Here is a 24,319-nt window from a genome sequence, read left to right on the forward strand (position 1 = left end):
TCCGCTCCGACCACGCAACACGCCCGGCGGCTGGCGCGGAAGCGGGAAGCCCAAGGGGCCGCCGCAGAACGACAGGGGTGACCGGTGAGGTGATGGGCCGGCAGCCGGCCGGCCGCGCGGCCACGAGCCCGCGCGGCGCAGGGAAGCGCACGCCGGCCGCGTCGGCGAACTGGCGGCGATAGCGGGGTTGCGGTTACTGCGCCTCCGGCGAGTGCGCTCCGGCTCCGGGATGGCCGCGGCTGCGTCGGCAGGTCACGGTCCGTGGGTGGTTACGTGGGCCATCCCGTCTGCCCTCGACCCGGGCAAGCCGAGCAGACCGCCGCCCGACCCGCCAGGGTCCGAACTTGCGTCAAGGCCCGCTTGACGTGGCGGGCCGGGCGGCAGCCCGCTCCCCAAGGGGCGGGTCGACGGCAGACGGGATGGCAGGGTCGACCGGGCAGAGCTCCGGTGCGAAGATACTCATCGCTCGTGTTGGCTCTGTTGCTCGACGATGCCGGAGGAAGCGTTCTGGCAGACGCCTACGGGAAGCGACAGAACGGAAGCAAAGAGGATAAGCGGAGCGCCTCCTCTGTTGCCTGTGACGTCGGCGGGACTGTAAGAGGAGGCGCACCAGCTGTGGGGGGCGGACCATGAAGTACGAACTCTTTGACTATCAGGAAGCGGCAAAGGCCACCCTCCTTCGATCGTTGCTAACCATGGCAAAGGCATACGAGGAGGATGTTGAGGAGCGGGGAGCTGTCGTCCTCGCTGCTCCAACAGGTGCAGGCAAAACCGTAATTGCGACTGCCGTAATCGAGTCGGCCCTAGACGGCGACGAGACCACGCCTGGAATCGAAAATTCGACGTTCCTCTGGGTCACTGACGACCCATCCCTAAACAAGCAAACTCTAAACAAGATGATGGCTGCATCATCCGGGCTGAATCTAAACCGCCTTATCGCGATCGAGAATGACTTCCAACAAGAAACGTTGGACGCGGGACGCGTCTACTTTCTGAACATCCAAAAGCTCGGCTCATCGGCTCATCTATCGAAGTCCGGAGTGGACGGGCGAAAGTACTCTCTTTGGGACACCATCGCCAACACCATCAGAGATCGGCCGTACGGGTTTGTTGTTGTTGTCGATGAGGCGCACCGCGGGCTGAGTACGGCCAAGGACACAAGGGACACGATCGTCTCCCGGATCATCGGGGGCAATGCTGGCGACCAGCCCGAAGTACCCGTCGTCTGGGGCATCTCTGCGGTACCACGACGATTTAGGGAGGCGATGGCGCAGCGTGGACGCACAGTCAAGTCCCACACGGTCGCCATTGAAGATGTCCGCGCGTCCGGTCTCCTAAAGGATCAGATTATCCTAGGCCACACGAAGGGCATCCATGCCGCCGAGTCCACTTTGCTTCGACACGCAGTAGAGAAGATCCGCGAATACGAAGCCCGATGGGCGGCGTATTGCCGTGAGAACGGCGACCCGCGGGTGGATCCGATTCTCGTGGTTCAGGTTGAGGACAAGCCCTCCCCTAAGAGCCTTGGAGAGCTCGTCGGTACTGTCCTAGAGGAGTGGCCAGGGATCAGCCCTAGGAACATTGTCCATACGTTCGCTTCGCATGCAGCGGAACCGGCAGGTGCTCATAAAGTCGAGTACTGCCCCCCGGAGGATATCCAAGATCGCCAGGATGTGCGCGTCGTACTTTGCAAGACAGCAATAACCACCGGTTGGGACTGCCCCCGTGCAGAGGTGCTGGTATCCATGCGCGTCGCGAACGATGCAGACCTTATCACGCAGATCATGGGTCGCATGGTACGCACGCCCTTAGCTCGACGAATCCTTACGGACGAAACTCTCAACACCGTTCACTGCATCCTTCCTAAATTTGACGAACGCGCCGTGGAGCTTATCGCTAAGCAATTCGAGCGAGGCGACGACGGCGGCCTCGCCGGCGGTACCAAGGTTGTGCTGAAGCCGATGCAATTGACCCGCAACCCCTTGCTACACCCGAGCGCTGATGACGCGGCTAGGGAGCCGGAGCCCGCCGACCAGGTCGAGGAAGAGTCGAATCCTCCGAAGGACAACGGGACCTTCTGGTTGGAACAGCAGGCTGATCAGCCAGGACCGGACAACGATCCTTCACTCTCCGGTGACAAGGTGGGGAACCTGGTACCAAATCAGAGGCCGAGGAACCCCGCTAACGAGGAAGGTGCGAGCCTTTTCGACGGATCGCTCCCGACTCAGCACGTTACGGCTCAAGGCGAGCAGAGTGTGTTCGGCCTGCTCGAATCGCTGCCCTCGTACACGATCCCGCGACGTATCCGGAGGTCAGGAGTCTCACGGCTTTCTGCGCTAGCGGCGCTGCTCGCCGAGAAGCACGACGGAAAGGCGATCGAGGCAACCGCGATCAGCCAAGCGCGGAACGAGCTCCTAGCTGTGATCGATACGCGCAGGATGAACCTCGAAACCAAGGGAGAGCTTGCTGAGCGGCTCGACACCGTCGCTAAGACGCGGTTGTATGAACGGGCCGTAACATACGGATCGCCGACCGAGGACCCTCAGCAACGCCAAACAACAATTGAACTCGATGTTCGTGGCATTCAGATACTAATGGACAAGGCGAAGAGGCTGCTGCCAGAAGGGCTAGCGACGGCGTTTGTGGACCGGCTTGCCGCCACAGACGACGACGTGACCGACGCGATGATAACTACAATCGCGGTAGCACAAGATCCCGAATTACCCTCGCAAATCGAAGACCGTGCATCATACATCTGCGCTCAGTGGCTGCAGAAGTACAGCTCCGCAATAACGCGGCTAAGCGCCGCCGACCAGGAGAAGTTCGACCGAATCCGTCGCGAGTCTGATCGGCCACTATTGACCACGCTGAGTCTATCTACCAGTCGGACAGAGGACGCAGAGGGTTCGGAGTGGGAGCGGCACGTACTGTCGGACGCAGCTGGCAAGTTCAAGGCAAGGTTCTTTGATTGGGAAGAGCACGTCCTACGCGAGGAACTCCGCCATGACGCCGTGGCTTGGTACCGGAATCCGCCTGGAGGCCGGCACTCCCTCCAAATTCCCTACGTAGGCATCGACGGGATCAGGGGCATGACCCCTGACTTCATTTTCATCCATAAAGTACAGGGCTCACTTCGCGCATCGCTGATCGATCCGCACGGCACGTACCTCGCCGATGCTGTACCTAAGCTGAAGGGGCTGACCGATTACGCAGACATGCACGGCACCGAGTTCCACCGCATCCAGTCGATAGCAAAGGTCGACGGCAAGTACCGTATGCTCAACCATCAGGACCCGGCCACCCGCGAAGCGGTGCGCGAGTACGAAGGCATCGATGCGGGAGAAGTGTTCCGCATGTATGGCACCGACTACTGATAGGCACCCCGTATGGCGCACATCGACAATCTAATCGACGCTGTATCAGATCCAGCCCTGCGGTCTGCCCTTCAGAAGGAATATCGAAAGATCGCTCGGTCGCGTCAGTTTGGCCTGGTGTTTGATCGGCACAAGCCGGAGTCACTCCTCCTGCCGAAGTTCACGGTGCGGCGTGGCGACAAAGTTCGAGTTATGAAAGAGGGAACGAAGGATCGGACGGATGTCGACGCCACTGGCGTGTGGGTAGTTGTCAGAGCTGCCGAAGGCATGGTCAAACTTCGGTCCAAGGCGGACCCTTCAAAGGTCTTAGAGGTCTCCCGCGACCAAGTCGTGGTCACACGGGAGTTCGACGATCCAATCTATCCGGGCCTGCAGTCGATCGGTCGGATCAAACGCGGGGATGACGACAAGGCGTTTCACGCCGTCATCAACGCCGAGAACTACCACGCACTCGCTGCCCTTCTTTACCCGTACGAAGGCAAAGTAGATGCCATCTACATTGACCCTCCCTACAACACGGGCGCACGCGACTGGAAGTACAACAACGACTATGTAGATCGCAATGACAATTACCGCCACAGTAAATGGCTCTCGTTTATGGAGAGAAGGCTGCGCCTTGCAAAGCGGCTTCTGACATCGGACGGCGTTCTCGTCGTGACCGTCGATGAGAACGAGGTGCACCACCTGGGCCTGCTACTTGAAACGATGTTTCCCACTGCTCGGCGGCAGATGGTCACCATCTGCATTAATCCAAGCGGGGCCTCCGGTGACGGGCTCTCCCGAGTCGAAGAGTACGCCTTCTTCTGTTTCTTTGGCAGTTCAATGCCCCAGCCCATCGACTGGAACCTTATGGAGGATCGGGCGGCAGGAGATGCGAAGGCCGGCAAACGTGGGATCCGTTGGGAATGGCTGCTCCGTGGAGGGGGCGCATGGTATCGCGCTAGCCGGCCGAACCTCTGCTATCCCATCGTACTGGATCAAGCCGGCGAACGCATCGTCGGAGTCGGGGACCCGTGGGAGGGCGACGACGAGAGCACTCGCCCAAGAACCATTGATGGCCACCCTGCGGCTTGGCCGGTCAGAAACGACGGACGGCTCGGCATCTGGCGAGTGGACGGTCGGAAGCTTCTCGAACTGACTGAGAAGGGTTATACCTGGGTTTCGGACCACGATCCAGAAAGGGGAACGTGGACTCTTCGATACCTACTTGCGGGCACGATCGCGGCCATTGAGCGTGGGGAGCTAGTCATTGCTGGGCGGGGCCAGCGCGGACAAGTGGAGGTTGTAGCACCGAACCGGAACGTGTCGGTACCTAAGACCGTGTGGAAGTCTGCGCGGCACACCGCTGGCGGGGCTGGTGGTACGCAGCTCGTCTCAGCTCTGCTCGGGCGACGCGGTGGTTTTACGTTCCCGAAGTCGGTGTACGCCGTCCAAGATGCCTTAGAAATCGCTGTAGGACACAAGCCGAACGCCCTAGTGCTCGACTTCTTCGCCGGGACTGGAACCACGCTTCATGCTACCTGTCTGTTGAACCGAAAGGACGGTGGCCAGCGGCGGACCGTCCTTGTGACGAACAACGAAGTGAACGGTGAGACGGCGAGCCGACTACGCGCGGCCGGGCACTGCCCAGGAGATGAGGATTGGGAGGCGGCCGGAGTGTTTCGCAGTGCGACCATGCCGCGCTGCACTGGGGCGATTATGGGCCGCCAGGCAGACGGATCCCCCGTAGATGGAAAGTACCTTGATGGAAGACCAGTAAGTGAGGGATTCGATGAGAACGTCGAGTTCTTCGAGCTTACTTACGAAGACCCCGCGCTTGTGTCACTTGGACGAAAGTTCAGTTCGATTGCACCGCTTCTATGGTTGAAGGCTGGCGCAGCCGGGGAGCGGATCGACCGGGTATCGCCTACGGGCTGGTCCGCCCCGAAGAGCGGAACCTACGGAGTACTCTTCGATACCAATGAGTGGTCGGACTTCGTCCAGGCCGTCAATGCGCGCCACGACACGGGTAACCCTCTACGGCATGCGTTCATTGTGACCGACTCGACTGCCGAGTATCAGCAAATTGTTGCGAAGCTCGACCCGTCACTCCCAACTACCCGTCTCTATTCGGACTATCTGCGGACGTTCGAGGTCAACTCCTCCGGCGCGGACGGGTAGGTAGCAGTGCAGCCCGCCTACCGTCCGCTCGCAAGGGCGAGGCCGTAGGCGGCGACTAGACGTGCGTGAGCACCTCCGACGCGACTTGCTGGCACTGTCTGACAACGGCGACCAGGCTCCCCCGGTGGGGGTCGCGGCTGGTACTGGAACACGGGCGGCGAACGATGGGGCAGCAAGATCGTCGGGCACAAGCTGGGCACAATTGACGCCGACAAGGGCTGTCAAGCGCTGTAAGGCAACGAGAGACGCCGCCCAGGTCAGAGCATCGATCCGCCCGATCTGAGCTCATCCACAGGCCGCCGGAGGGGTTCAGGGTTCAAGCCTCAGCTTGCCGAAACGCTCTCTTTTGGATCAAGGGCCGCGCAAGCGCGGCCCCCCGCCGCACTCGGCCTGCTGGCGGCCTCCGGCCGGCATCGGCCGGCGCGGCGGGCTTGCGATCGGAGGCCCCTAGGAACGAAGTGACTCCGGAGGATCGAACTGCGGAGGGGATGCAGGGCCACTGGAGGATGAGGCAGCCCGGGTGGGGGCGGTGCTCCGTGCAAACTCGCTTGGCCTCACCGGCTGCCCAACAAGGCGTTCCAACTCGCCTGCGGAAGGAGTGAGGTGCCGCCGCACGAGGTTGACGAACTCTAGACGCTGCTGGTTAAGGTCGTCGCGTAGCCGGCACCACCCAGCCTCGTCCACGTGATCGCCGATACCGGCGCTGAAGTGCCAGAAGGCTGTGTCTAGCCGCAGGGCCGCATCTACGACCTTTGTCGGTGCCACCAGTTGCAGGCGGGCGAGTGCAGCGTTCCAACCAGCCCAATCGACGCGCTCAGCCTCGTCGGAGCGCCACCGTATAAGAGCCATATAGGTGGCGGCCTGTTCCTGGACCAGAATGGCGCACGCCTCCGCCAGCGCGCTCCGCGACCACGAGTGCTTCTGGCTTCGGTCGGTGACCCAAGCACCGGCCGCGACACCTAACAGCGTGACGACAACAGCAGTGGCCGTCGATATTGCTACTTCCCAGCTCATCGTCTCTCCAGCCTCGCCGACCTCGGGCATCGCCGATGGTGCCAACTGCCGACAAAGCACCGTAGCCAGGCCGTGACGATCGCGGAGGCGTTGGCCACCGCAGAACCTGGGGCGATCGGCTGCCGCGCCGCTGCGCGGCTTGCCACCGAGGTACCAGGTCTAGGCGCGGGGAGAGCCGGCGGCACGGCAAGCCGCCCCCGGCCCGTGGGGCCGGGGGCGGTGAGCCGCACGCCGCCGGACAACCACACGCCCACCATGCCGCCGTGCCAGCCACGTGCCAGTAACCCGTGTCCCAGACGGGCAACAGCGGTCATGATCGGGCAGCACGGCACCACCGCTGACCAGGCGATCCGGGCAGATCATGACATCCGGAAACGATCTTCCAAACTGACGGTGCGGGTTCGATTCCCGTCGCCCGCTCCACGAACTCCGGCCCAGGTCAGCTGCGGCACAATCGCCGAACCTGGGCCGTTTGCGTGAGGCGGCGGTCCATGGCGTCGGCGATCTCCCGGTCACGCTCGCTGTTGGCGTGCTGGTAAATCAGCACCGCCCGCATGCTGGCGTGCCCATCCGATACATCGGGTCCCGCGTGCTGGCCCCGGCCGCCGCCGCCAGGTTGTTGCCGGTGTGCCGCAGGTCGTAGAAGTGGAACCGCTCCGGCATGCCAGCCGTCCGCAGCTCCCACGCCCACCCGACCGCCCGCCGAAAGTTGCCGGAACGCAGCACCACTCCCTTGTCCCCGGTGAACACCAGCGCCGCCGGCCCCTCTCCTACGAACTCATCAAGGCACCGCGCAAGCGTGGTGCAGCCCCGCCCCACTCGGTCGGGCTGGCGGCCTGCGGCGGGGCTGCACGGCTTACCCACGTGGCTGTGATGCTCGCCGACGATCCGCGTCCTCAAGGGCGTGGCGCACAGCCATCCGGATCACGAAGTACAAGACGGCCTGCCCAGCCAGCCACAAGGCCAGCGCGAAGAACATCTGTGGGAGTGGGAAAACGTCCAACTGCATGGGCGGGACGATAGTTCGGAGCGACCGCCCCTGCTGTCCCCGAGCCGTCCCTGACCTCGGCCGCTTGCATCGCTTCGTCCTCCAGGCTGTCGATGTCTTGGCCAGGACGATCGCGGCAGTGGTCGTCCACCGTCGAGGTTGGGGTGACCGGCTGCCGCGCCGCTGCGCGGCTTGCCACCGGGTGTGTGGGTCCGGCCGGCTGCCGACTGGCAGGATCAGTCACCGTAATCCGGTCGCGGCGGGCCGGGACGGGGCAGCTATGAGACGTCGAACAGGCGTACGCCGTCGTACTCGGCAAAGTCGGCGCAGTCCTTGCCGTTGCGGGTCGCCGGCGGCAGCCTGTCGATCAGGCAGCAGGCCGCGATCCAGGAGTCGTTTGTCGGGCGGGGACGCCCCCGATGCTGCGCCCGCGCCTGGAGCCGACCCCAGGTCGTCGCCACCGCCTCGTCGAAGGGCAGCAGCACGACCCCGGATCGCCACTGCGCGAGGTCGGCCAGTTTGCCAGGCCCTCAGCTCCGCAGCCCCGTCCACTTGGTCAACTCTCCGAGCGTGACGAACGTGATGCACAGGGTCTTACCGATCAACCTGGCAACAAGCCGGTCATGCAGCCGACCGCGCAGGATCGCCGACGCGACGTCGGTGTCCAGGACGACCAGGCTCACGCGGCGCTGGCCCGCCGAGAGGCGTACAGGTCGGCGAGGAAGTCGTCCAGCTCTTCGTCGGACTCGAACAGGTCCGGCCGGGCCAGGTCATCGACGGAGGCGACCGGCCGCACACCCCGCCCGGCGGGCCAACTCCTCTGCCGGCACATGCTCAGCGGTCGGCCACTCGGGCATCCGCTCGGCGTTGCTCGACATCACGACCCACCTCCTCCCTCACACACCGCCACTCACTGTCGCACGGTCTGCGCCGGCACCACCGTCACTCGGATGCGCGAAAGCCGGCGGCACGGCAAGCCGCCCCCGGCCCGAAGGCCGGAGGCGGTAAGCCCACACACCGCCGGACAACCACGCCCGCCGTGCCAGCCACGTGCCAGTAACCGGCGCCCCAGGCGGTCAACAGCGGTCATGATGGGGCAGCACCACACCAGCGCTGACCAGGCGCTGGGATCGCCAGATCCTTCCGGCGGCGGCCGGGGGCTGCGTCGATCATCGGAGCGATGGACCGTCAGAGTGGGTCGAGGCGGCGCTTGAGCAGGCAGAACTCATTGCCTTCTGGATCGGCGAGGACATGCCAGGAGGCATCCGCAGGCTGACCCATGTCGACGAGTTTGGCCCCAGCGGCCAAGAGGCGTTCGAGCTCGGCGTCCTGATCGCGGTCCGTGGGGTTGACGTCGATGTGCAGCCGGGCATGCCCATTCTTCGGCTCGTCGTTGCGGATGAGGAAGATCGTCGGCTGCGGGCCGCCGAACCCTTCGCGCGGGCCTATCTCGATGTAGACCTCCTCTCCACGATCGAGTTCGACGAAGTCCAGGACCTCGCACCAGAACCGCGCCAGCACCTCAGGGTCGCGGCACTTGAGCACGAGCTCACCGATTCGGCATGCCATTGACGAGACCTACTTTCAAACACGGGAACTGCCGGGGCGGCCGCACGCGGATCTCATGGGCTCCCCGCAGTGAGTGCAAGCTCGCGATCGTACCGGGCGAGGCGAGTGGGCTCGGAATTTCAGGCTGCCTGGCCAGGTCGTCTGGCCGGAAGCCGAGCAACACGGCCATTCCTGGATCCTGCCGTGGGAAGGGACGTGCACAGCCTCCAGGGCTCGCCTCTCTGCCGGCGAGCCGCGTCGCCGAAGTCAGTCTCCCGAGCGCGACGCAGCGGCGCCGCGTTCCTGTGGGACTCGTTCACCACTCTCTCCAGGCAGAACCATGACCGGAGATCCATCATGGCTTCTCGGCCCCGCGGAATGTCGTCGCCCCGGTGCTTGTGGTGCTGCCACGATTGGCGCCGTGACTGGTGACTGCCACACTTGGCGTAGCGCGCTGCTGGCCGGAGTGGTCGCGGAGATCGAGACGGAGATTCGTCGGTCGTGGGAGCGGTTCGCCGTCGGCCTTGAGGTCGACCCTGATTCTTCCGAGGCGATCGAGTTGGCCCGGCTGGTGGTCGATGACCCGGCGGCGTACGACTGGCGCACCGTCGACGGCGCGATCGATCGGCTGAGCTGTCCGGCGTGTGGGTCACGGCTGACCCAGGGACCGGCCACGTGCGAGACGTGCGAGTTCCATCATCGGATGCGGTTCGGTGCCCGTGAGGTCGATCGACGGCATGTTCCGCCGGGCAATGAGCATGCCGTGCGGGTGGCGAGTGCGGTGGCGCGTACCCGTCATCGCTATTCGCCCAGGGCCCGGGTGGGTTATGAGTTGGCGCTGCCGGACCTTGTTGCCGGTGCGCTGCCCACCACCCGGCAGGCTCAGGCCGGCAAGGCCCTGATCAACAAGCTGACCGATGATGAGTGTGACCGCGTCGTGAGCTTCGCCGAGGTCGAGGAGTTGGCGCGCGGTCGCTGATCTCCAGCGTCCACGACCCTGAAGCGGCCATGTCTCGTGAACCCGAGCCGGGCTTGCAGCCGGAGCATCTGCGGCCCGGCCACGCGCAGGGTGATTCGGTGCTCCTGACGGTCGACGGGCGGGACTTCCGTGTGAGGCAAGCGGCAGCGGCAGCGGCAGCGGCAGCGGCAGCGGCAGCACGATCATCGGTGGCAGAGTCGGTGCTGCAACCAGGTGACGATCAGTTCGTCGAAGCCGGGGGCGCGGGCGGTGCGGACCCGGATGTTGTGGTCGGCACCGGGGAACACCACGATCTCATGGTCGTCGTGGCCGGCGTCGCGGAGGACGGTGGCGACGGCCCGGGCGCTCTCCGGCACCGGTACGAGCAGGTCCTCGGCACCGTAGATGGCCAGCATCGGGCAGGTCAGTGACCTGAGGGCGACGGCCGGATCGTGATCGGCGATGCCGACGAGGAAGGCGATCGATCGGGGTGTCGTGCCGGCCAGTAGCGCGTACCACGGTGCGGTGTGCCAGCGCGCCTGGGCGGCGTGGACGCGAACCGGATCGTCGCCGGACCGTACCCGGTGGATCTGCTCGCGGAGCAGCGCCACCGCCTGCTCGACGTCAGCCTCGGTGTAGCCCTCGGCGGGAAGCTGATGGCGCAGCCGGTACTCCTCCTGGGCCAGCACGCCCACCCCGGGGCCGGACACGCAGACCAGCGCCGCGACCGCGTCGCTCCGGGACGCCGCGAGTGGGGCCACCCAGCCGCCCTGGCTGTGGCCGATCAGTGCGACCGCGTCGGCTCGTACGTCCGGATGCTGACGCAGGGCGTGGACCGCCGCCAGGGTCTCCCCGGCCCGGTCGGTGAGCCGCTGGCGGGTCCAGTCTCCGCGTGAGGCACCCGAACCCGGCTTGTCGTAGGCGAGGCTGGCGAAGCCGGCGGCGGCCAGCCGGGTGGGCCACTCCCCCAGGTCGCGCCCGCCGGGCCCCGAGCCCTCGACGAAGACCACCGCCGGGTACGGGCCCGGCCCGGGTGGTTGAACCAGGTCGCCGACCAGTTCGTCACCGTCGTGTCGGAAGGACAGTTCCGTCGACACCGGCTCGAACAGCACGGTGTCACGATATCCGCGCCGTGCCGGGGCTCAACGGGCCGCGTGTTCGGCGCGGGCGGGGGCGCCGACCTCGTGCAGGTGGCGCAGGGCCTGGCGGTAGGAGTCGACGAGGCCGGTCTGTTCGTATGCCACGCCGATCTCGGCGCAGTACGCCTGCACGATCGGTTGCGCCTTGCGCAGGTTCGGCGTCGGCATGCCGGGGAACAGGTGGTGTTCGATCTGGTAGTTCAGGCCGCCGAGCGCCACGTCGGTGAGCCAGTTGCCACGGACGTTGCGGGAGGTCAACACCTGCTTGCGCAGGAAGTCCTCGTCGCCGGTCGGGTGCGGCATGCCCTTGTGGTTCGGGGCGAACGTCAGGCCCAGGTAGACGCCGAACAGGGCCTGGTGCAGCAGCAGGAAGGCGACGGCCTGGAGTGGCGTGAGGACCACGAGGAGCGCCGTGAGGTAGCCGACGGCGTGCAGCACCAGCAGGGCGCTCTCCACACCGCGACGCCGCACCGTGCCGTCGCGCAGGGCCTTGACGCTTGACACCTTGAGGCTGGCGGCGAGCAGCGTCAGGAGCGGAAAGAAGAGGACGGCCTGGTGCCGGGTGATGAGGCCCTTCAGCCCGCGCCGACCGGCGGCTGCCTCGGCGGCCCAGATGAGCACCTCGGGAGCCACGTCCGGATCGAGGTCGTCGTGGTTGGGGTTGTTGTGGTGGCGGGTGTGCTTGTCCATCCACCAGCCGTAACTCATCCCGACGCCGAGGTTCCCGGCGAGCAGTCCGGCGAGTTCACTTGGTGGTCTGGTACGGAACACCTGACGGTGCGCCAGGTCGTGCGCCACCAGCGCCACCTGGGCGAACGTGACGGCGAGGAAGACGGCCGTGATCATCTGCCACCAGGAGGAACCGAGGACGAAGAACGCCGTCCAACCGCCGACGTACATGAGCGCGACGGTGCCCAGGCGGACGAGGTAGTACGCGGGCCGCCGCCGCATCAGTCCCGCTCCGGTGATCCGGCGGGAGAGTACGGCGAAATCGCTGCCGGTCGTCGTGGTCGTCATGGATCCAGCGAACCGCCCACGATCCGCGCCGTCAGGAGCGCTACCCCCCGCTGTCGAGGGGGTGCTGGCACCACCGACAATCGGCGGCCACCGTGGGCAGAATGTGACCTGTGGAAGTGGCCGGAGCTGGTGAACGGATTGTCCCGTGGGTCCGCCGGGGCGTGCGTTCCGTGCTGGCCGGGGTGGCCGCGATCGGTCTGGCGCTCACGAACTTCCCGCTGCTCGTCCTGTCGATCGTCGCGTTGGCGCTGGTTCCGGTGCCCTTCCTCGGCATGGCGCTGGTGCCTTGGACGACGAAGCTGGTCAGGAAACGCACCGATCTTGAGCGGCGGATCGCCGCCCAGTCCGGTGTCCTGGTGGCCCGTCCGTACCATCCGCCGCCGGAGCGGGCCGTGCCCGGGGGTTGGCGCCGCTTCCGGTGGGTCGTCACCGACCCGGCCACCTGGCGGGATCTCGCCTGGCTGGTGCCGGGTGCCCTGGTCGGGGTCGTCCTCGGCGTGATCGCGCTGGCCATACCGTTGTACGGGCTGGTGGGGCTGACGCTGACGCCGGTGTGGATCTGGCTCGGCACCGACTGGTACGGCTACGGCACGGTCTGGTCCGTCGACTCGTTGGGGGAGGCCCTGCTCTGCGTTCCGCAGGGTGCGGCCATCCTGGCCCTCGGCCTGTGGTTGGCACCGTGGCTGCGTCGCGTCGACGCTTTGTTCGACCGGCTTCTCCTCGCGCCGACCAGTGCCGCCGAACTCCGCCTGCGCGTCACCCAGCTGACCGTGACCCGGGCCGGCACGGTGGACGCTCAGGCCGCCGAGTTGCGCCGCATCGAACGCGACCTGCACGACGGCATCCAGGCGCGGCTCGTCTCGCTGGGCATGATGATCGGGCTCGCCGACGAACTGATCGACCGTAATCCGGCCGCGGCTCACGAGATGCTCGCTGAGGCGCGCGAGTCGAGCGGTACGGCGCTGGTCGAGCTGCGGCATCTCGTCCGCGGCATCCATCCGCCCGTACTGGCGGAACGCGGTCTGGAGGGCGCGGTGCGGGCATTGGCGCTCAGCCTGCCCGTGCCGATCGCGGTCGACGCCGATCTTCCCGGCCGGCTCGACACGCCGGTCGAGTCGGCGGCGTACTTCGCCGTGGCCGAGACCCTGACCAACGTGGTCCGGCACAGTCGCGCGCACCACGCGTGGGTGTCGCTGCGCCACGTCGAGGGACGGTTGACGATGGTGGTGACCGACGACGGTGCCGGCGGCGCCGACTCCGCCGCCGGCACCGGTCTGCGTGGTATCGAGCGTCGCCTCGCCGCCTTCGATGGCACGATGGCGCTGTCGAGCCCGCTCGGTGGGCCCACCGTCGTCACCATGGAGCTGCCGTGCGCGTTGTCATCGCCGAGGACCACGCACTCCTTCGCGACGGACTGACCCGAATCCTGCAGGCCTTCGACTTCGACGTGGTCGCGTCCATCGACAACGGCCCGGCCCTGCTACCCGCCCTGGTCACCCACAAGCCCGAGGTGGCGGTGGTCGACGTCCGTCTTCCACCGACGTTCACCGACGAGGGCTTGCAGGCCGCGATCGCGGCCCGGAACCGGATACCCGGACTGCCGATCCTGGTGCTCTCCCAGCACGTCGAGCCCTTGTACGCCCGGGAGTTGCTCAGCACTCCGCAGGGTGGCGTCGGTTACCTGCTCAAGGATCGGGTCGCCAACGTCGGCGAGTTCATCGACGCGGTGCGCCGCGTCGCTGCCGGCGGCAGTGCCATGGATCCCGAGGTGATCACGCAGCTCCTCGCCCGTCGGGAGCCGCTGGCCGCCCTGACCGTCCGGGAACGGGAGGTGCTCGGCGAGATGGCCGCGGGCCGCTCCAATGCCGGGATCGCCGTCAAGCTCCGGATCACCGAGAAGGCGGTGAGCAAACACATCAACAACATCCTCACCAAGCTGGACATGCCGCCCTCCGATGACCACAACCGTCGGGTGCTGGCCGTGCTGGCGTACCTGAACGCCTGAGGCGCAACGCGTACCGGCTCCGATCAGTCGGCGGTGGAGTGTGGTGCCGCGGCAGCCGACTCCGGCGGCAGTTGGCGCAGCGCCCGGAAGGCACGTACGGCCAGGGGGACGCCCACCGCCAGGACGGCGGCGGCCTGCACCGAGGCGATCGTCAGCAGTGCCGTGCGCTGCGTCTGGCCGACGACGTCGGGCAGGGTCGCGGTGCGCAGGACGAGTGCGGTCGCGGCGAGCATGACCAGCGCCAGCGACCAGGGCAGTGTGCGAGCCGGTGGACGGAATGCACACACGCCCAGGTGGACCACCATGGCAACGACGACCAGCGCACAGCACAGGCCCGGCCAGTCCAGCAGCCGTAGCGCCGGCGTGGTCGCCTGGGCGACGAACAGCGGTACGGGAACCGCGAGGATGCCCGCCGGTAGGGCCAGGAGCCAGCGTCGGCGCGCCACCGGCGCACCGTCACGGTGGACGGCCGACATCGCAACCAGCAGGAGAAGCTCGATGAGCAGCATCGCCCACGCCGCCACGGTCAGCGGTGCAGGGCCGCTGCTCTGCTCGACGGCGACTGCGATGGCCTTCGGCACGATGGCGATCACGGCGACGGCCTGGGCCGCTCGCCGGTGCCCGAGGACAAGGGCGAGGAAGGCCGGCAGCCAGGCGTACCCGGCGACGTTCAAGGTGGCCTGCCAACTGCTGCTGGGCGGAACGAGAGCCCATTCGGACGTGGGCGCGGGCAGCCAGCTCAGCGCGCCGGTGAGCCACAGCGTGACGGCGAGGCCGACGGTGGCCATGGCCGCCTGGGTCAGCACTCCGGCCAGCACCGCCAGGCGGACCGCCTGCCCCCAGGCGTACGGGCGCGGTGGCGCGTCAGGCCCACCGATCCGTAATCCGACGGCGAGGGACACGATGCTGGTCACCTCCGCCAGGCTCGGGCGGCCGTGGTCGGCGAGGTACTCGTCGGTCTCGGCGTCGCCGGTCTGCATGGTTTCCAGGAAGGCGGCGACCATGTCGTCCTCCCACTGCCGCCGGTATCCGGTGGGCAGCAGCCGCAGCACCCGGCGGTAGCGCTCCTCCAGCCGGCTCATGCGGACGTCCCTTCGATCGGGCTCTGTCGGCGCAGCCGGGTCGAGGCGAGCCGGGCGTTGGCGGCCAGCCGTCGGGCCTCCGCGTCGAGGGCGTGACGTCCCCGTTCGGTCAGTCGGTAGTACCGGCGCAGCCGGCCCTGCCAGGCCTCCTCACGGTCCAGCTCGATCAGGCCGCCACCGACGAGCCGGTCCAGGGCTCCGTACAGTGACCCGATCTTCAGCCGCACCCGGCCCTGCGACAACTCCGCCGCGTCGGCGACGATGCCGTAGCCGTGACGCGGGCCGTCGAGCAGCGCGGTGAGGACGAAGAAGGTCGGCTCGGTCATCGCCCCGGAACTCATCAGCCCAATATAGTGTCCGGCAATATATCTTTGCCAGCATCACTCCGTGGAGGCTGGCGGGTGGGCATGCTCCGGGTACTGCCGGGGTACGGACCGGAGTGAGCTCGGTGAGGGCCACACACCGGAGGACGTGGTGACCGAGCTGCTCGGCCGCGACCCGGGTCGGGAGGTACGGCAGGGGCCGGACGGCACGGCCGGGAAACCGCACCGGCGGGGATGAATCGCGCTGGTCTGGGTAAGCAGGCCGCCGTCCTGGTGGAGTGACGACCTCGGTCGCGGTGCCGCGGCCACCTCCCGGGCGGGCCGGCCGACGGGCCGGCCCGCCCGGCGGCCGGGACCCTCGCGCGGGCATCCCGCAGCGGCAGCCTAGTTGGTCAGCCAGTTCCAGGCGTCCATGATCCACTGCGTCTGTTGCAGGAACGCGACACCGAGGCCGGTCAGGAACACCGCCGTGACCAGATGCGCTCCCCGGGCGGTGCGCCGGACCCGGCCCAGCTGCCGTTCCAGCACCACTCGGCCGAGCAGCCGGGCCAGCGTGAACAACCCGGCCGCGACGAGCAGGCTCAGCACGAAGATCACCACCGGTCCGACGAGGTCGCCGCCGCCGGAGATCGCCCAGATGCCCCAGCAGACGAAGGCGAACAGCGCGCCCGCGAAGCTCCACTCGCCGCCGCGCTTCAACCGGGCCACGTGCCAGCTCAACGGCTGACGCGGCGCCGGTTCGCCGGGCCAGCCGGTACCGGTCTGCTCATGCTCCACCGCCGGGAACGGTTCGGTACGCGGCGCCCGGGCACCGACCTGGGCCACACCACGACGGTACGGGTCGCGCTGCGGCGGCACCCCGCCATCGGGCTGTGGCGGCACCTCGACGGTCCGCTCCGCCCACGGCTGCGTCTGCTCGGCCATGTCGTTCCCTCCCCCTTTCACCGGCGGCGCCCCCGGACGCTGCTGGAGACTTCGAGGGTAGCCAGCCCGCAAATCGGTCGCCCCACCCGCACCGATCGGCTAGACACGAGCGGTGACCACCTCCACCCTGGCGATCGATACCGCCAACGCCGACGACTTCGACGAAATGAACGGGTTCCTCGGTTCCCTGTTTCATCAGACGCTCGATACCGAGGCCCGGGATGCCGAACGGCCGATCTTCGAGCCGGAACGCGCTTTGCTGATACGCGACGGATCCGACCTGGTGGCCACCGCCACCGCGTTCAGCCGGAAGCTCGGCGTGCCCGGTGGGGACCTGGCCGCCGCCCACGTGAGCATGGTCGGGGTCGCGCCCACCCACCGTCGGCGGGGTCTGCTCACCGCGATGATGCACCGCCAGCTGCGTCAGATTTACGACAGCCGCCGGGAGCCGGTCGCGGTGCTCTGGGCCAGCGAGGGCCGGATCTATCCGCGCTTCGGCTACGGCCTGGCCTCGCAGCGGTTCCACGTCTCCGGCGAGACCACCGAACTGCGGCTACCGGCACCCATGCCGGACGAGGGCCGGCTGCGCCTGGACCGGCCGGCCGACCGACAGGCCGACCTGGCCCGGGTGTACGACCGCGCCCGCGCCGATCGTCCGGGCTGGTCGACGCGGGACGACAGGTGGTGGCGGTACGTGCTGGTCGACCCGGAGGCACATCGTGGTGGCGCCACCGAGCGGCGGGTGGTGCTGCACGAGGGACCCGACGGTGTCGACGGCTACGGGCTGTTCCGCACCAAGGCCGAGTGGGACGACGCCGGCCCGAACAGCCTCACCACGGTCGACGAGGTGGTGGCGAGCACCCCGGCCGGGTACCTGGCGATCTGGCGGATGTTGCTCTCGCTCGACCTGACCCGACGGCTGGCCTGGATGCGGGCGGCCGTGGACGAGCCGCTGCTGCGGCTGGTGAACGAACCGCGCCGGCTCAACCTCCGGCTGATCGACGCGCTGTGGGTACGGGTGGTGGACGTGCCGGCCGCGCTCGCCGCCCGACGCTACGCCACCGACGTCGATGTGGTCATCGAGGTGACCGACCACCTGCTGCCGGAGAACACCGGCCGGTGGCGGCTGCGCGGCGGGCCGGCCGAGGCGACCTGCACACCGGCGAGCGGGCCGGCCGATCTGGCCTGCGACGTACGCTGCCTCGGCGAGCTGTTCCTCGGCGGCGTGACCCCGACGGCGCTGGCGGAGACCGGCCGGCTGCGCGAGTTGCGCTCCGGCGCGCTCACCGCCACCGGCCCCGCCTTCACCTGGCACCGCGCCCCCTCCGCCATGGAGATCTTCTGACCCGTCCCCGCCCCGCCGATCATGCAGAAATGGTCGTTGACATGAGGTCTTACGCACCCTTTGTCACTGCCACAACTGCATAATCGGCGAAGCGGGCGGGTGGATGGCGGTGGGGGTACGGTCGGGGGGTGGCGGATGGCGGGGAACGGCGGCGGCGACGGCATCGGCACCACGGTGCCCCGGGGGGCGGGGTCGACAGTGGTGCGGCGGCCACCACGGCCGGGGTGCACGACGGCGGTGAGGCCCCGCGCGGGCGACGCAACGGCGCCCCCGAGGAAGGCGAACGGGGGCTACGTGGGCTGGTCGGGTCCGGGTCGTCGCAGGTCAGTGTGACCGCCGCGATGCGGGCGCGGGACGCCGCCCGACCCACCGACGAGGATCTCGCCGCGGCGGCGGAGCGGGTTGTCATCGTCCGCCGTAACTGGACCCCTCGCGACGAGCTGCCCCGCCGCTGACCCATCCCGATCCGGGGTCGAGTGGTCTGCCCCCACCCCGGATCAGGCGTGATCGTCCCAGAGTCGCGGATCAGGGCAGGTCGGGCAGCTGCCGGGTGCGCTCGTACTCGGCGACCTGGGCGATCCGACGAGCGTGCCGGTCACTGCCCGAGAACGAGGTGGTCAGGAACGCCTCGACGATGGCGGTGGCCTCGTCGAGAGTGTGCTGACGGGCACCGACGGCGACCACGTTGGCATCGTTGTGCTGTCGGCCCAGTTGGGCGGTCTCGACGTTCCACGCCAGCGCCGCCCGTACCCCCGCCACCTTGTTCGAGGCGATCTGCTCGCCGTTGCCAGAGCCACCGATGACCACACCCAGGCTGCCCGGGTCGGCCACCACGCGGGTGCCGGCGTGCAGGCAGAAGGCCGGGTAGTCGTCCTCCGGGTCGTAGGCGTGCGGGCCGATGTCGACCACCTCGTACCCCTGCTTGGCGAGGTGGTTGGCCAGGTGCACCTTCAACTCGAAACCGGCGTGATCGGATCCCAGGTAGACGCGCATAACGCGCAGTCTGTCAGGCCCGTCCCACCGGGCACCGCCGGGGCGGCGCCCGGTGGGACGGGCACCGGATCAGGGCAGTTCGGCGACCACCAGGCCGCCGCGCGCCTTCGGGGTGAACCAGGTGCTCTTGCGGGGCATCTTCTCCCGGGCCAGATTCACCGCGACGAAATCGTCGACGGTCACCGGCGCGATGAGAATGGCCAACTCGGCCCGACCGGCCCGGACCTCGCCGGTGAGCCAGCTGGACGGATAGTCACCGCCCACGTAGGTGATCCGCTTGTCACCCGGATCCAGGCCGAGGGCGTCGCGCAACAACAACCGCTCGACCAGGGCGTGGTCGAGATTCTCCAGGCGACCCGCGCCGGTGTGCGGCAGCGTCACCGCGTACGCCTGATCGGGAAGCTGGAGCACGACGCTGCCGCCGGTCGCCGGAACCTCGGCCGGGCCATCCAGCTCGGTGATCCGCGCCCCGGCGGCACCCAGCCGCTCCAGCAGCTCCTCGGGAGTCGTGGTCAGCTCGCTCACCAGGCGGTTGTACGGCTGAATGGCCACCGAGGCCGGAGTGGTGACGACCGCCAGGAACCGGGACATCCCGCCGGTCTGCGCGGCCAGGCTGCGGTGGTTGCCGTCGGCGACGACCAACTCGCCCCCACCGGCCAGGGCGGTCAGCTCGTCCTGCTGCGGGCCGGGACCGACCAGCCAGATGGCGTGGGTACGTCCGGCCTGGTCGGTGTCGGTGGCGGCGGGCGCCCCGGCCGTGTCGGTGGCCGCCGCGAGCGCGACATGCAGCTCGTCGCCGCGCCCGGTCTGCAGCAGCAGTACGGGTGAGAGCAGGTGCCCCAGCGCCTCGGCCAGCGCGACCCGTTCGCGCACCTTCGCGATGAAGACGTCCTCGTTGCGGATGACCAGGCCGGGTTCGTCGGCCCGGGTGGAGATCTGATCGGTGTCGACCATGGCGAACAGCCCGTAGGCCGGCTCCTCGCCCGGCGCGCTGATCCGGTACAGCACCACCACCTGTTCGGCCGGTGTGTAGCTGCCGTCGGCCTTCGCCTCCGCGAGGCGGCTCACCGCGTCCGGCAGGGCGTCGGCGAACGACCGGCCGAGGCTCTCCGGGGCCTTGTGCGGCATCTCGATGCCGAGGGCGCTGTGCGGATTCGCCTCGATGATCGCGGTGATCTCCGCGTCGTCGGCGAACTCGTCGTAGTTCTGGGCACCGGTACCACCAGTGGTGATCCAGGCGCGGGTGATCGGGTGCACGACCGTCATGACCGCTGACGCTACCGGCGACGCGTCGGGTGCCGCCGCCGGACCCGCCCCGAGCCCACCAGATGAAAGCCGGGTCACCAGCTCAACGCTCCGCCTCGGCCGCCCGTCGATGCCGGCCGGCGAGCGCTGGTACCACGATGGGGCGGCGCGGCAGCGCCGGCCGGGGCCCCTGGTTGCGGATCTCGCGGCCGGGAGGGGTCAACCGCGAGGTGGCGGGGACTGAGGCGATGCCCACTGCGCCGTTGCGCCCGAACCGGCCCGCCGCGTTCGGGCTGCGATCCTGCCGGGGAGCGGACCAGGCGCCCGCCCGACCGTTCCCCGGCATCGGTGCCGGCCGTGGCACTCCCCCGCCGACGCCCTCCTCCCGACTCCAGCGGTCGTCGACCGGGGCACGATGCTTGGCCACCAGGCACCTCCACGAGCGGTGGGCTGCGGACATCGGGACAAACGAGTCCGTAACCGCACCGGTGACGCCGGGCCCGACGGCAGCGGCGCTGCCGGGCGTCGGAGCCGCCGGGTCACCAGGCGTCGCCAACGTGCCTTGCTCGCACCTCAGTCGAAGATGGGGTCGAGGTCGCGGCTGCGCTTGAGTTCGAAGAAGCCGGGGGTGCCGGCGACCAACAGGACGCCGTCCCACAGACGACCCGCGGCCTCGCCCTTGGGCGCCGGAGTGACCACCGGCCCGAAGAAGGCGACCTGCCGGCCGTCGGGGCCGGGAGCGTGGATGACCGGCGTGCCGACGTCGGTGCCGACCGGCCTCATACCAGCCTCGTGACTGGCTCGCAGCGGTGTGTCGAGGTCACTGTCCCCGGCTGCCTCGGACAGCGCCGGGTCCAGTCCGGCCTCGGTCAGGGCGGCGACGTACAACTCCGGACCGAGCGGCTCCTTGCCGAGATGGATCCGCGTACCCAGGGCCGTGTAGAGCGCCCGCACGGCGTCGGCGCCGTGCCGCTGCTGCACCGCGACGCAGATCCGTACCGGCCCCCACCCGTTCCGCATCAGCTCCCGGTAGTCGTCGGACAGCTCCCTACCCTCGTTGAGCACCGACAGGCTCATCACCTGGAAGCGGACGTCGACCGGACGAACCCGCTCCACCTCCAGCAACCATCTGGACGTGAGCCACGCCCAGGGACAGATCGGGTCGAACCACATGTCTACGGTGACGCGCTCGTTCACGACGAGTTCCTTTCGTAATGATTTCGCCGGCTCACCGGCGTACCTCCGATCTTTGCTCCGCCCCCTGCCACCTGCCCGAGGATCGAGCCGTGACCTCGCCCACCACCGCCTACCCGTACATGGAAGACTCAGGCCCGGACCGGCCGTCACGAGCGGTCGACGGAACGTGCGACCGTGACGACGGCGAGAGTGGGATGGAGACGAACAGTGCCGGGAGTGCGCAACCTGACACAGGTCGAGGCGACCGAGCGGGCCCGCCTGCTCGACGTGACCGGGTACGACATCAGTCTGGACCTGTCCAGTGCTGTTCACGCCGCTGACGGTCGTACCTTCCGGTCGACCACCGAGGTGCGGTTCCGCTGCGCCGAACCGGGGGCGAGCACGTTCATCGAGGTGGCGGCCGACTCGGTACGCTCGGCGACGCTCAACGGCGCCCCGGTGGACCTGGCCGACTTCTCGGCCGAGAAGGGGCTCACGCTGACCGGGCTGGCCAGCGAGAACACGTTGGTCGTCGACGCGGACTTCGCGTTCTCCAACTCCGGTCAGGGGCTGCACCGCACCGTCGACCCGGTCGACGGTGAGACCTACCTCTACAGCCAGTTCGAGACGGCCGACGCGCAGCGGGTCTTCGCCTGCTTCGACCAGCCCGACCTGAAGAGCGTCTACACCTGGCACGCCACCGTCCCGGATCACTGGAAGGTGATCTCCAACATGCCGGTGGAGCGGGAGGAGGCAGCCGGCGAGGGCCGCAAGACCGTCCACTTCGCCACCTCCGCCCGGATGAGCACCTACATCACCGCGCTGTGTGGCGGGCCGTACCACGAGGTCCGGTACACCCACGACGGCATCGACCTGGGCTACTTCTGCCGGGCGAGCATGGCGCAGTATCTGGACTCCGACGAGCTGAACCTGGTCACCACGCAGGGCTTCGACTTCTTCCATCAGCAGTTCGGGGTGCGGTACCCGCTGCCCAAGTACGACCAGCTGTGGGTGCCGGACTTCAACGCCGGCGCGATGGAGAACTTCGGCTGTGTGACCCACGCCGAGTCGCACTACCTGTTCCGCTCGCAGGTCACCGACTTCGAGTACGAGCAGCGGGCCAACACCGTCCTGCACGAGCTGGCGCACATGTGGTTCGGCAACCTGGTCACCATGCGCTGGTGGAACGACCTGTGGCTGAACGAGTCGTTCGCCGAGTGGGCCAGCCACTGGTGCAACACGCACGCCACCCGGTTCACCGAGGCGTGGACGACCTTCCTGTCCATCCGGAAGAACTGGGGCTACCGGCAGGACCAGCTCTCCTCCACCCACCCGGTCTACTGCGAGATGCCCGACCTGGAGGCCGTCGAGGTCAACTTCGACGGCATCACGTACGCCAAGGGCGCCAGCGTACTCAAGCAGTTGGTCGCCTACGTGGGCGAGGAGCCGTTCCTGGCCGGCCTGCGCGCCTACTTCGCCCGGCACGCCTGGGGCAACGCCACCTTCGACGACCTGCTGTCCGAGTTGGAGACCGCCTCCGGTCGCAAGTTGACCACCTTCGCCTCACAGTGGCTGGAAACCGCCCAGGTCAACACGCTGCGCCCGGAGCTGACCATCGACGTGGACGGCACCTACCAGCGGGTGGCGGTCCGTCAGGAGGCACCGGAGGGTTACCCCACCCTGCGTACCCACCGGATCGGGGTGGGGCTCTACGACCTCACCGACGGCCGGTTGGTCCGCCGCGAGCGGTACGAGGTCGACGTCGACGGCGAGCTGACCGAGCTCAGCGAACTCACCGGCGTGCCCGCGGCCGACGTGCTGCTGCTCAACGACGACGACCTCAGCTACACCAAGCTGCGACTGGACGAGCGGTCCATGGCGACGGTGGTCCAGCACATCGCCGGCCTCGAGTCGTCGCTGTCGCGGGCGCTGTGCTGGACCGCCGCCTGGGACATGACCCGCGACGCCGAGTTGGCCACCCGCGACTACGTCGCCCTGGTGTTGGCCGGGCTACCGGCGGAGACGGACATCAACCTGGTCACCGCGACGCTGCGCCAGGTCAGCAGCGCGCTCACCTTCTACGCCGACCCGGCCTGGGCACCGACCGGCTGGGCCGACCTGGCCCGGACCGCGAGGACCGCGCTCGCCGCGGCCGAGCCGGGCAGCGGCTTCCAGCTGGCCTGGGCCCGGGCGTACGTCTCCGCGGCCCGCTCCGGCGAGGACCTGGCCGTGCTGCGCGGCTGGTTGGAGGGCACCCAGGTGACCCCGGGGTTGACCATCGACACCGAGCTGCGGTGGAGCGTGTTGCAGGCGCTGGTGGCCAACGGCGTGGCCGGGGCGGCGGAGATCGAGACGGAGCTGGCCCGGGACAAGACCTCCAGCGGTGAGCGGGAGGCCGCGTACGCGCACGCGCTGGTGCCGACCGAGGCGAACAAGGCCGCCGTCTGGGCTCAGTTGACCGGCCCTGAGGCGCTGCCGAACTGGCGGCACCGGGCCCTGTTGCAGGGCTTCAGCCACCCCACGCAGGTGGAACTGATCACGCCGTACCGGGACCGCTACTTCGCTGCGGTCGGGCAGGTCTGGGCGACCCGGGACAGCGAGCCGGCGCAGGAGTTCGCCATGCTCCTGTACCCGGCATACCTGGTGCAGGACGACACCGTCGAGGCCACCGACGCCTGGCTGGCACAGGAGGGTCACCCCGGGCCGTTGCGGCGGCTGGTCGCCGAGGGCCGCGACGGCGTGGTCCGCGCGCTCGCCGCGCAGGCCCGGGACGCCCGGACGGCCTGACAAGGCGGGAGCCTGGAGCCGGCGTGGGTGTGCGCCCGCGCCGGCTTCGCCGGTTATGGTGATGGAAGGAGGCGGACGTGATGGCACAGCCGATTCACGAGCGGCGCCCACCCGAGCGAAGCTGGCGGGAGCAGGATCTCTCCGACCTGCCAGAGGATGGAAGCCGCTACGAGATCATCGACGGGAGCCTCCACGTGACCCCATCCGCCGGTCCATACCATCACGAGTTGGCTGATGACAT

At 68.2% G+C, this 24,319-nt stretch carries 22 protein-coding genes; 8 read left to right on the forward strand and 14 right to left on the reverse strand.

The window, feature by feature from the left end; translation table 11 throughout:
- The first annotated feature begins 629 nt into the window (after positions 1–629).
- Both KBX50_RS24560 and KBX50_RS24565 read left to right on the forward strand, forming a co-directional pair.
- Entirely contained in the window at positions 630–3,374 is a 2,745-nt protein-coding gene (locus KBX50_RS24560; protein WP_210940060.1) for a DEAD/DEAH box helicase, read from the forward strand.
- A gap of 12 nt (positions 3,375–3,386) precedes the next feature.
- Complete coding sequence (locus tag KBX50_RS24565) at positions 3,387–5,534, forward strand: DNA methyltransferase (RefSeq protein WP_210940061.1); 2,148 nt, start codon at positions 3,387–3,389, stop codon at positions 5,532–5,534.
- Between the two features lie 1,554 nt (positions 5,535–7,088).
- Here KBX50_RS24565 and KBX50_RS24570 read toward each other — a convergent pair.
- From KBX50_RS24570 to KBX50_RS24585, 5 genes are all read right to left on the reverse strand, one after another.
- Entirely contained in the window at positions 7,089–7,298 is a 210-nt protein-coding gene (locus tag KBX50_RS24570) for a hypothetical protein (protein ID WP_210940062.1), read from the reverse strand.
- A 516-nt stretch (positions 7,299–7,814) separates the two neighbouring features.
- The gene (locus KBX50_RS32955) at positions 7,815–8,021 is read right to left on the reverse strand and encodes a hypothetical protein (RefSeq protein WP_247674352.1); all 207 of its coding nucleotides are present in this window, start codon (positions 8,019–8,021) and stop codon (positions 7,815–7,817) included.
- Positions 8,022–8,066: 45 nt separating this feature from the next.
- The gene (locus KBX50_RS32960; RefSeq protein ID WP_247674353.1) at positions 8,067–8,219 is read right to left on the reverse strand and encodes a hypothetical protein; all 153 of its coding nucleotides are present in this window, start codon (positions 8,217–8,219) and stop codon (positions 8,067–8,069) included.
- Entirely contained in the window at positions 8,216–8,368 is a 153-nt protein-coding gene (locus KBX50_RS24580) for a hypothetical protein (protein WP_247674354.1), read from the reverse strand. Before KBX50_RS24580 ends, KBX50_RS32960 begins: the two co-directional genes overlap by 4 nt.
- 356 nt (positions 8,369–8,724) lie before the next feature.
- Positions 8,725–9,105 carry a VOC family protein gene (locus KBX50_RS24585; protein WP_210940063.1) on the reverse strand — a complete coding sequence of 127 codons (381 nt, stop codon included), beginning with the start codon at positions 9,103–9,105 and terminating at the stop codon, positions 8,725–8,727.
- Positions 9,106–9,505: 400 nt separating this feature from the next.
- Here KBX50_RS24585 and KBX50_RS24590 point away from each other — a divergent pair, with 400 nt between their 5' ends.
- A complete protein-coding gene (locus KBX50_RS24590) occupies positions 9,506–10,063 on the forward strand; it encodes a hypothetical protein (protein WP_210940064.1) in 558 nt (185 codons plus the stop codon).
- A 182-nt stretch (positions 10,064–10,245) separates the two neighbouring features.
- On the opposite strand, the gene KBX50_RS24595 is transcribed toward KBX50_RS24590, so the two are convergent.
- Together KBX50_RS24595 and KBX50_RS24600 are read right to left on the reverse strand one after the other, a co-directional pair.
- A complete protein-coding gene (locus tag KBX50_RS24595; protein WP_210940065.1) occupies positions 10,246–11,154 on the reverse strand; it encodes a S9 family peptidase in 909 nt (302 codons plus the stop codon).
- Between the two features lie 30 nt (positions 11,155–11,184).
- Entirely contained in the window at positions 11,185–12,198 is a 1,014-nt protein-coding gene (locus KBX50_RS24600; protein WP_210940066.1) for an acyl-CoA desaturase, read from the reverse strand.
- 161 nt (positions 12,199–12,359) lie between these two features.
- On the opposite strand from KBX50_RS24600, the gene KBX50_RS24605 reads away from it, so the two are divergent.
- Positions 12,360–13,616 carry a sensor histidine kinase gene (locus KBX50_RS24605; protein WP_210940067.1) on the forward strand — a complete coding sequence of 419 codons (1,257 nt, stop codon included), beginning with the start codon at positions 12,360–12,362 and terminating at the stop codon, positions 13,614–13,616.
- A complete protein-coding gene (locus KBX50_RS24610) occupies positions 13,568–14,203 on the forward strand; it encodes a response regulator transcription factor (RefSeq protein WP_210940068.1) in 636 nt (211 codons plus the stop codon). The genes KBX50_RS24605 and KBX50_RS24610 overlap by 49 nt, the downstream gene beginning before the upstream one ends.
- Positions 14,204–14,226: 23 nt before the next feature.
- On the opposite strand, the gene KBX50_RS24615 is transcribed toward KBX50_RS24610, so the two are convergent.
- The 3 genes from KBX50_RS24615 to KBX50_RS24625 all read right to left on the reverse strand — a co-directional run bounded on the left by KBX50_RS24615 (position 14,227) and on the right by KBX50_RS24625 (position 16,532).
- A complete protein-coding gene (locus tag KBX50_RS24615; protein WP_210940069.1) occupies positions 14,227–15,285 on the reverse strand; it encodes a hypothetical protein in 1,059 nt (352 codons plus the stop codon).
- Entirely contained in the window at positions 15,282–15,626 is a 345-nt protein-coding gene (locus KBX50_RS24620; protein ID WP_247674355.1) for a PadR family transcriptional regulator, read from the reverse strand. Before KBX50_RS24620 ends, KBX50_RS24615 begins: the two co-directional genes overlap by 4 nt.
- Positions 15,627–15,992: 366 nt before the next feature.
- Complete coding sequence (locus KBX50_RS24625; protein WP_210940070.1) at positions 15,993–16,532, reverse strand: hypothetical protein; 540 nt, start codon at positions 16,530–16,532, stop codon at positions 15,993–15,995.
- 112 nt (positions 16,533–16,644) lie between these two features.
- On the opposite strand from KBX50_RS24625, the gene KBX50_RS24630 reads away from it, so the two are divergent.
- Both KBX50_RS24630 and KBX50_RS33675 read left to right on the forward strand, forming a co-directional pair.
- Complete coding sequence (locus KBX50_RS24630; RefSeq protein ID WP_210940071.1) at positions 16,645–17,877, forward strand: GNAT family N-acetyltransferase; 1,233 nt, start codon at positions 16,645–16,647, stop codon at positions 17,875–17,877.
- 128 nt (positions 17,878–18,005) lie between these two features.
- Positions 18,006–18,332 (forward strand): hypothetical protein, encoded by a 327-nt coding sequence (locus KBX50_RS33675; RefSeq protein WP_210940072.1) that lies wholly within the window; start codon positions 18,006–18,008, stop codon positions 18,330–18,332.
- 70 nt (positions 18,333–18,402) lie between these two features.
- On the opposite strand, the gene KBX50_RS24640 is transcribed toward KBX50_RS33675, so the two are convergent.
- The 4 genes from KBX50_RS24640 to KBX50_RS24655 all read right to left on the reverse strand — a co-directional run bounded on the left by KBX50_RS24640 (position 18,403) and on the right by KBX50_RS24655 (position 21,312).
- Positions 18,403–18,870 (reverse strand): ribose-5-phosphate isomerase, encoded by a 468-nt coding sequence (locus KBX50_RS24640; RefSeq protein ID WP_093411285.1) that lies wholly within the window; start codon positions 18,868–18,870, stop codon positions 18,403–18,405.
- 69 nt (positions 18,871–18,939) lie between these two features.
- On the reverse strand, positions 18,940–20,136 hold the full coding sequence (locus KBX50_RS24645; protein ID WP_210940073.1) for a DUF1015 family protein: 1,197 nt from the start codon (positions 20,134–20,136) through the stop codon (positions 18,940–18,942).
- A gap of 82 nt (positions 20,137–20,218) precedes the next feature.
- Positions 20,219–20,542: a hypothetical protein gene (locus KBX50_RS24650; RefSeq protein WP_210940074.1), complete on the reverse strand. Its 324-nt coding sequence runs from the start codon at positions 20,540–20,542 to the stop codon at positions 20,219–20,221.
- A gap of 146 nt (positions 20,543–20,688) precedes the next feature.
- On the reverse strand, positions 20,689–21,312 hold the full coding sequence (locus KBX50_RS24655; protein ID WP_210940075.1) for a disulfide bond formation protein DsbA: 624 nt from the start codon (positions 21,310–21,312) through the stop codon (positions 20,689–20,691).
- 216 nt (positions 21,313–21,528) lie between these two features.
- Here KBX50_RS24655 and pepN point away from each other — a divergent pair, with 216 nt between their 5' ends.
- Positions 21,529–24,078 (forward strand): aminopeptidase N, encoded by a 2,550-nt coding sequence (gene pepN, locus KBX50_RS24660; protein WP_210940076.1) that lies wholly within the window; start codon positions 21,529–21,531, stop codon positions 24,076–24,078.
- The last annotated feature ends 241 nt before the right edge of the window (positions 24,079–24,319 follow it).

This window comes from Micromonospora sp. C51 (genome assembly GCF_018070435.1).
GTDB lineage: Bacteria > Actinomycetota > Actinomycetes > Mycobacteriales > Micromonosporaceae > Micromonospora > Micromonospora sediminimaris.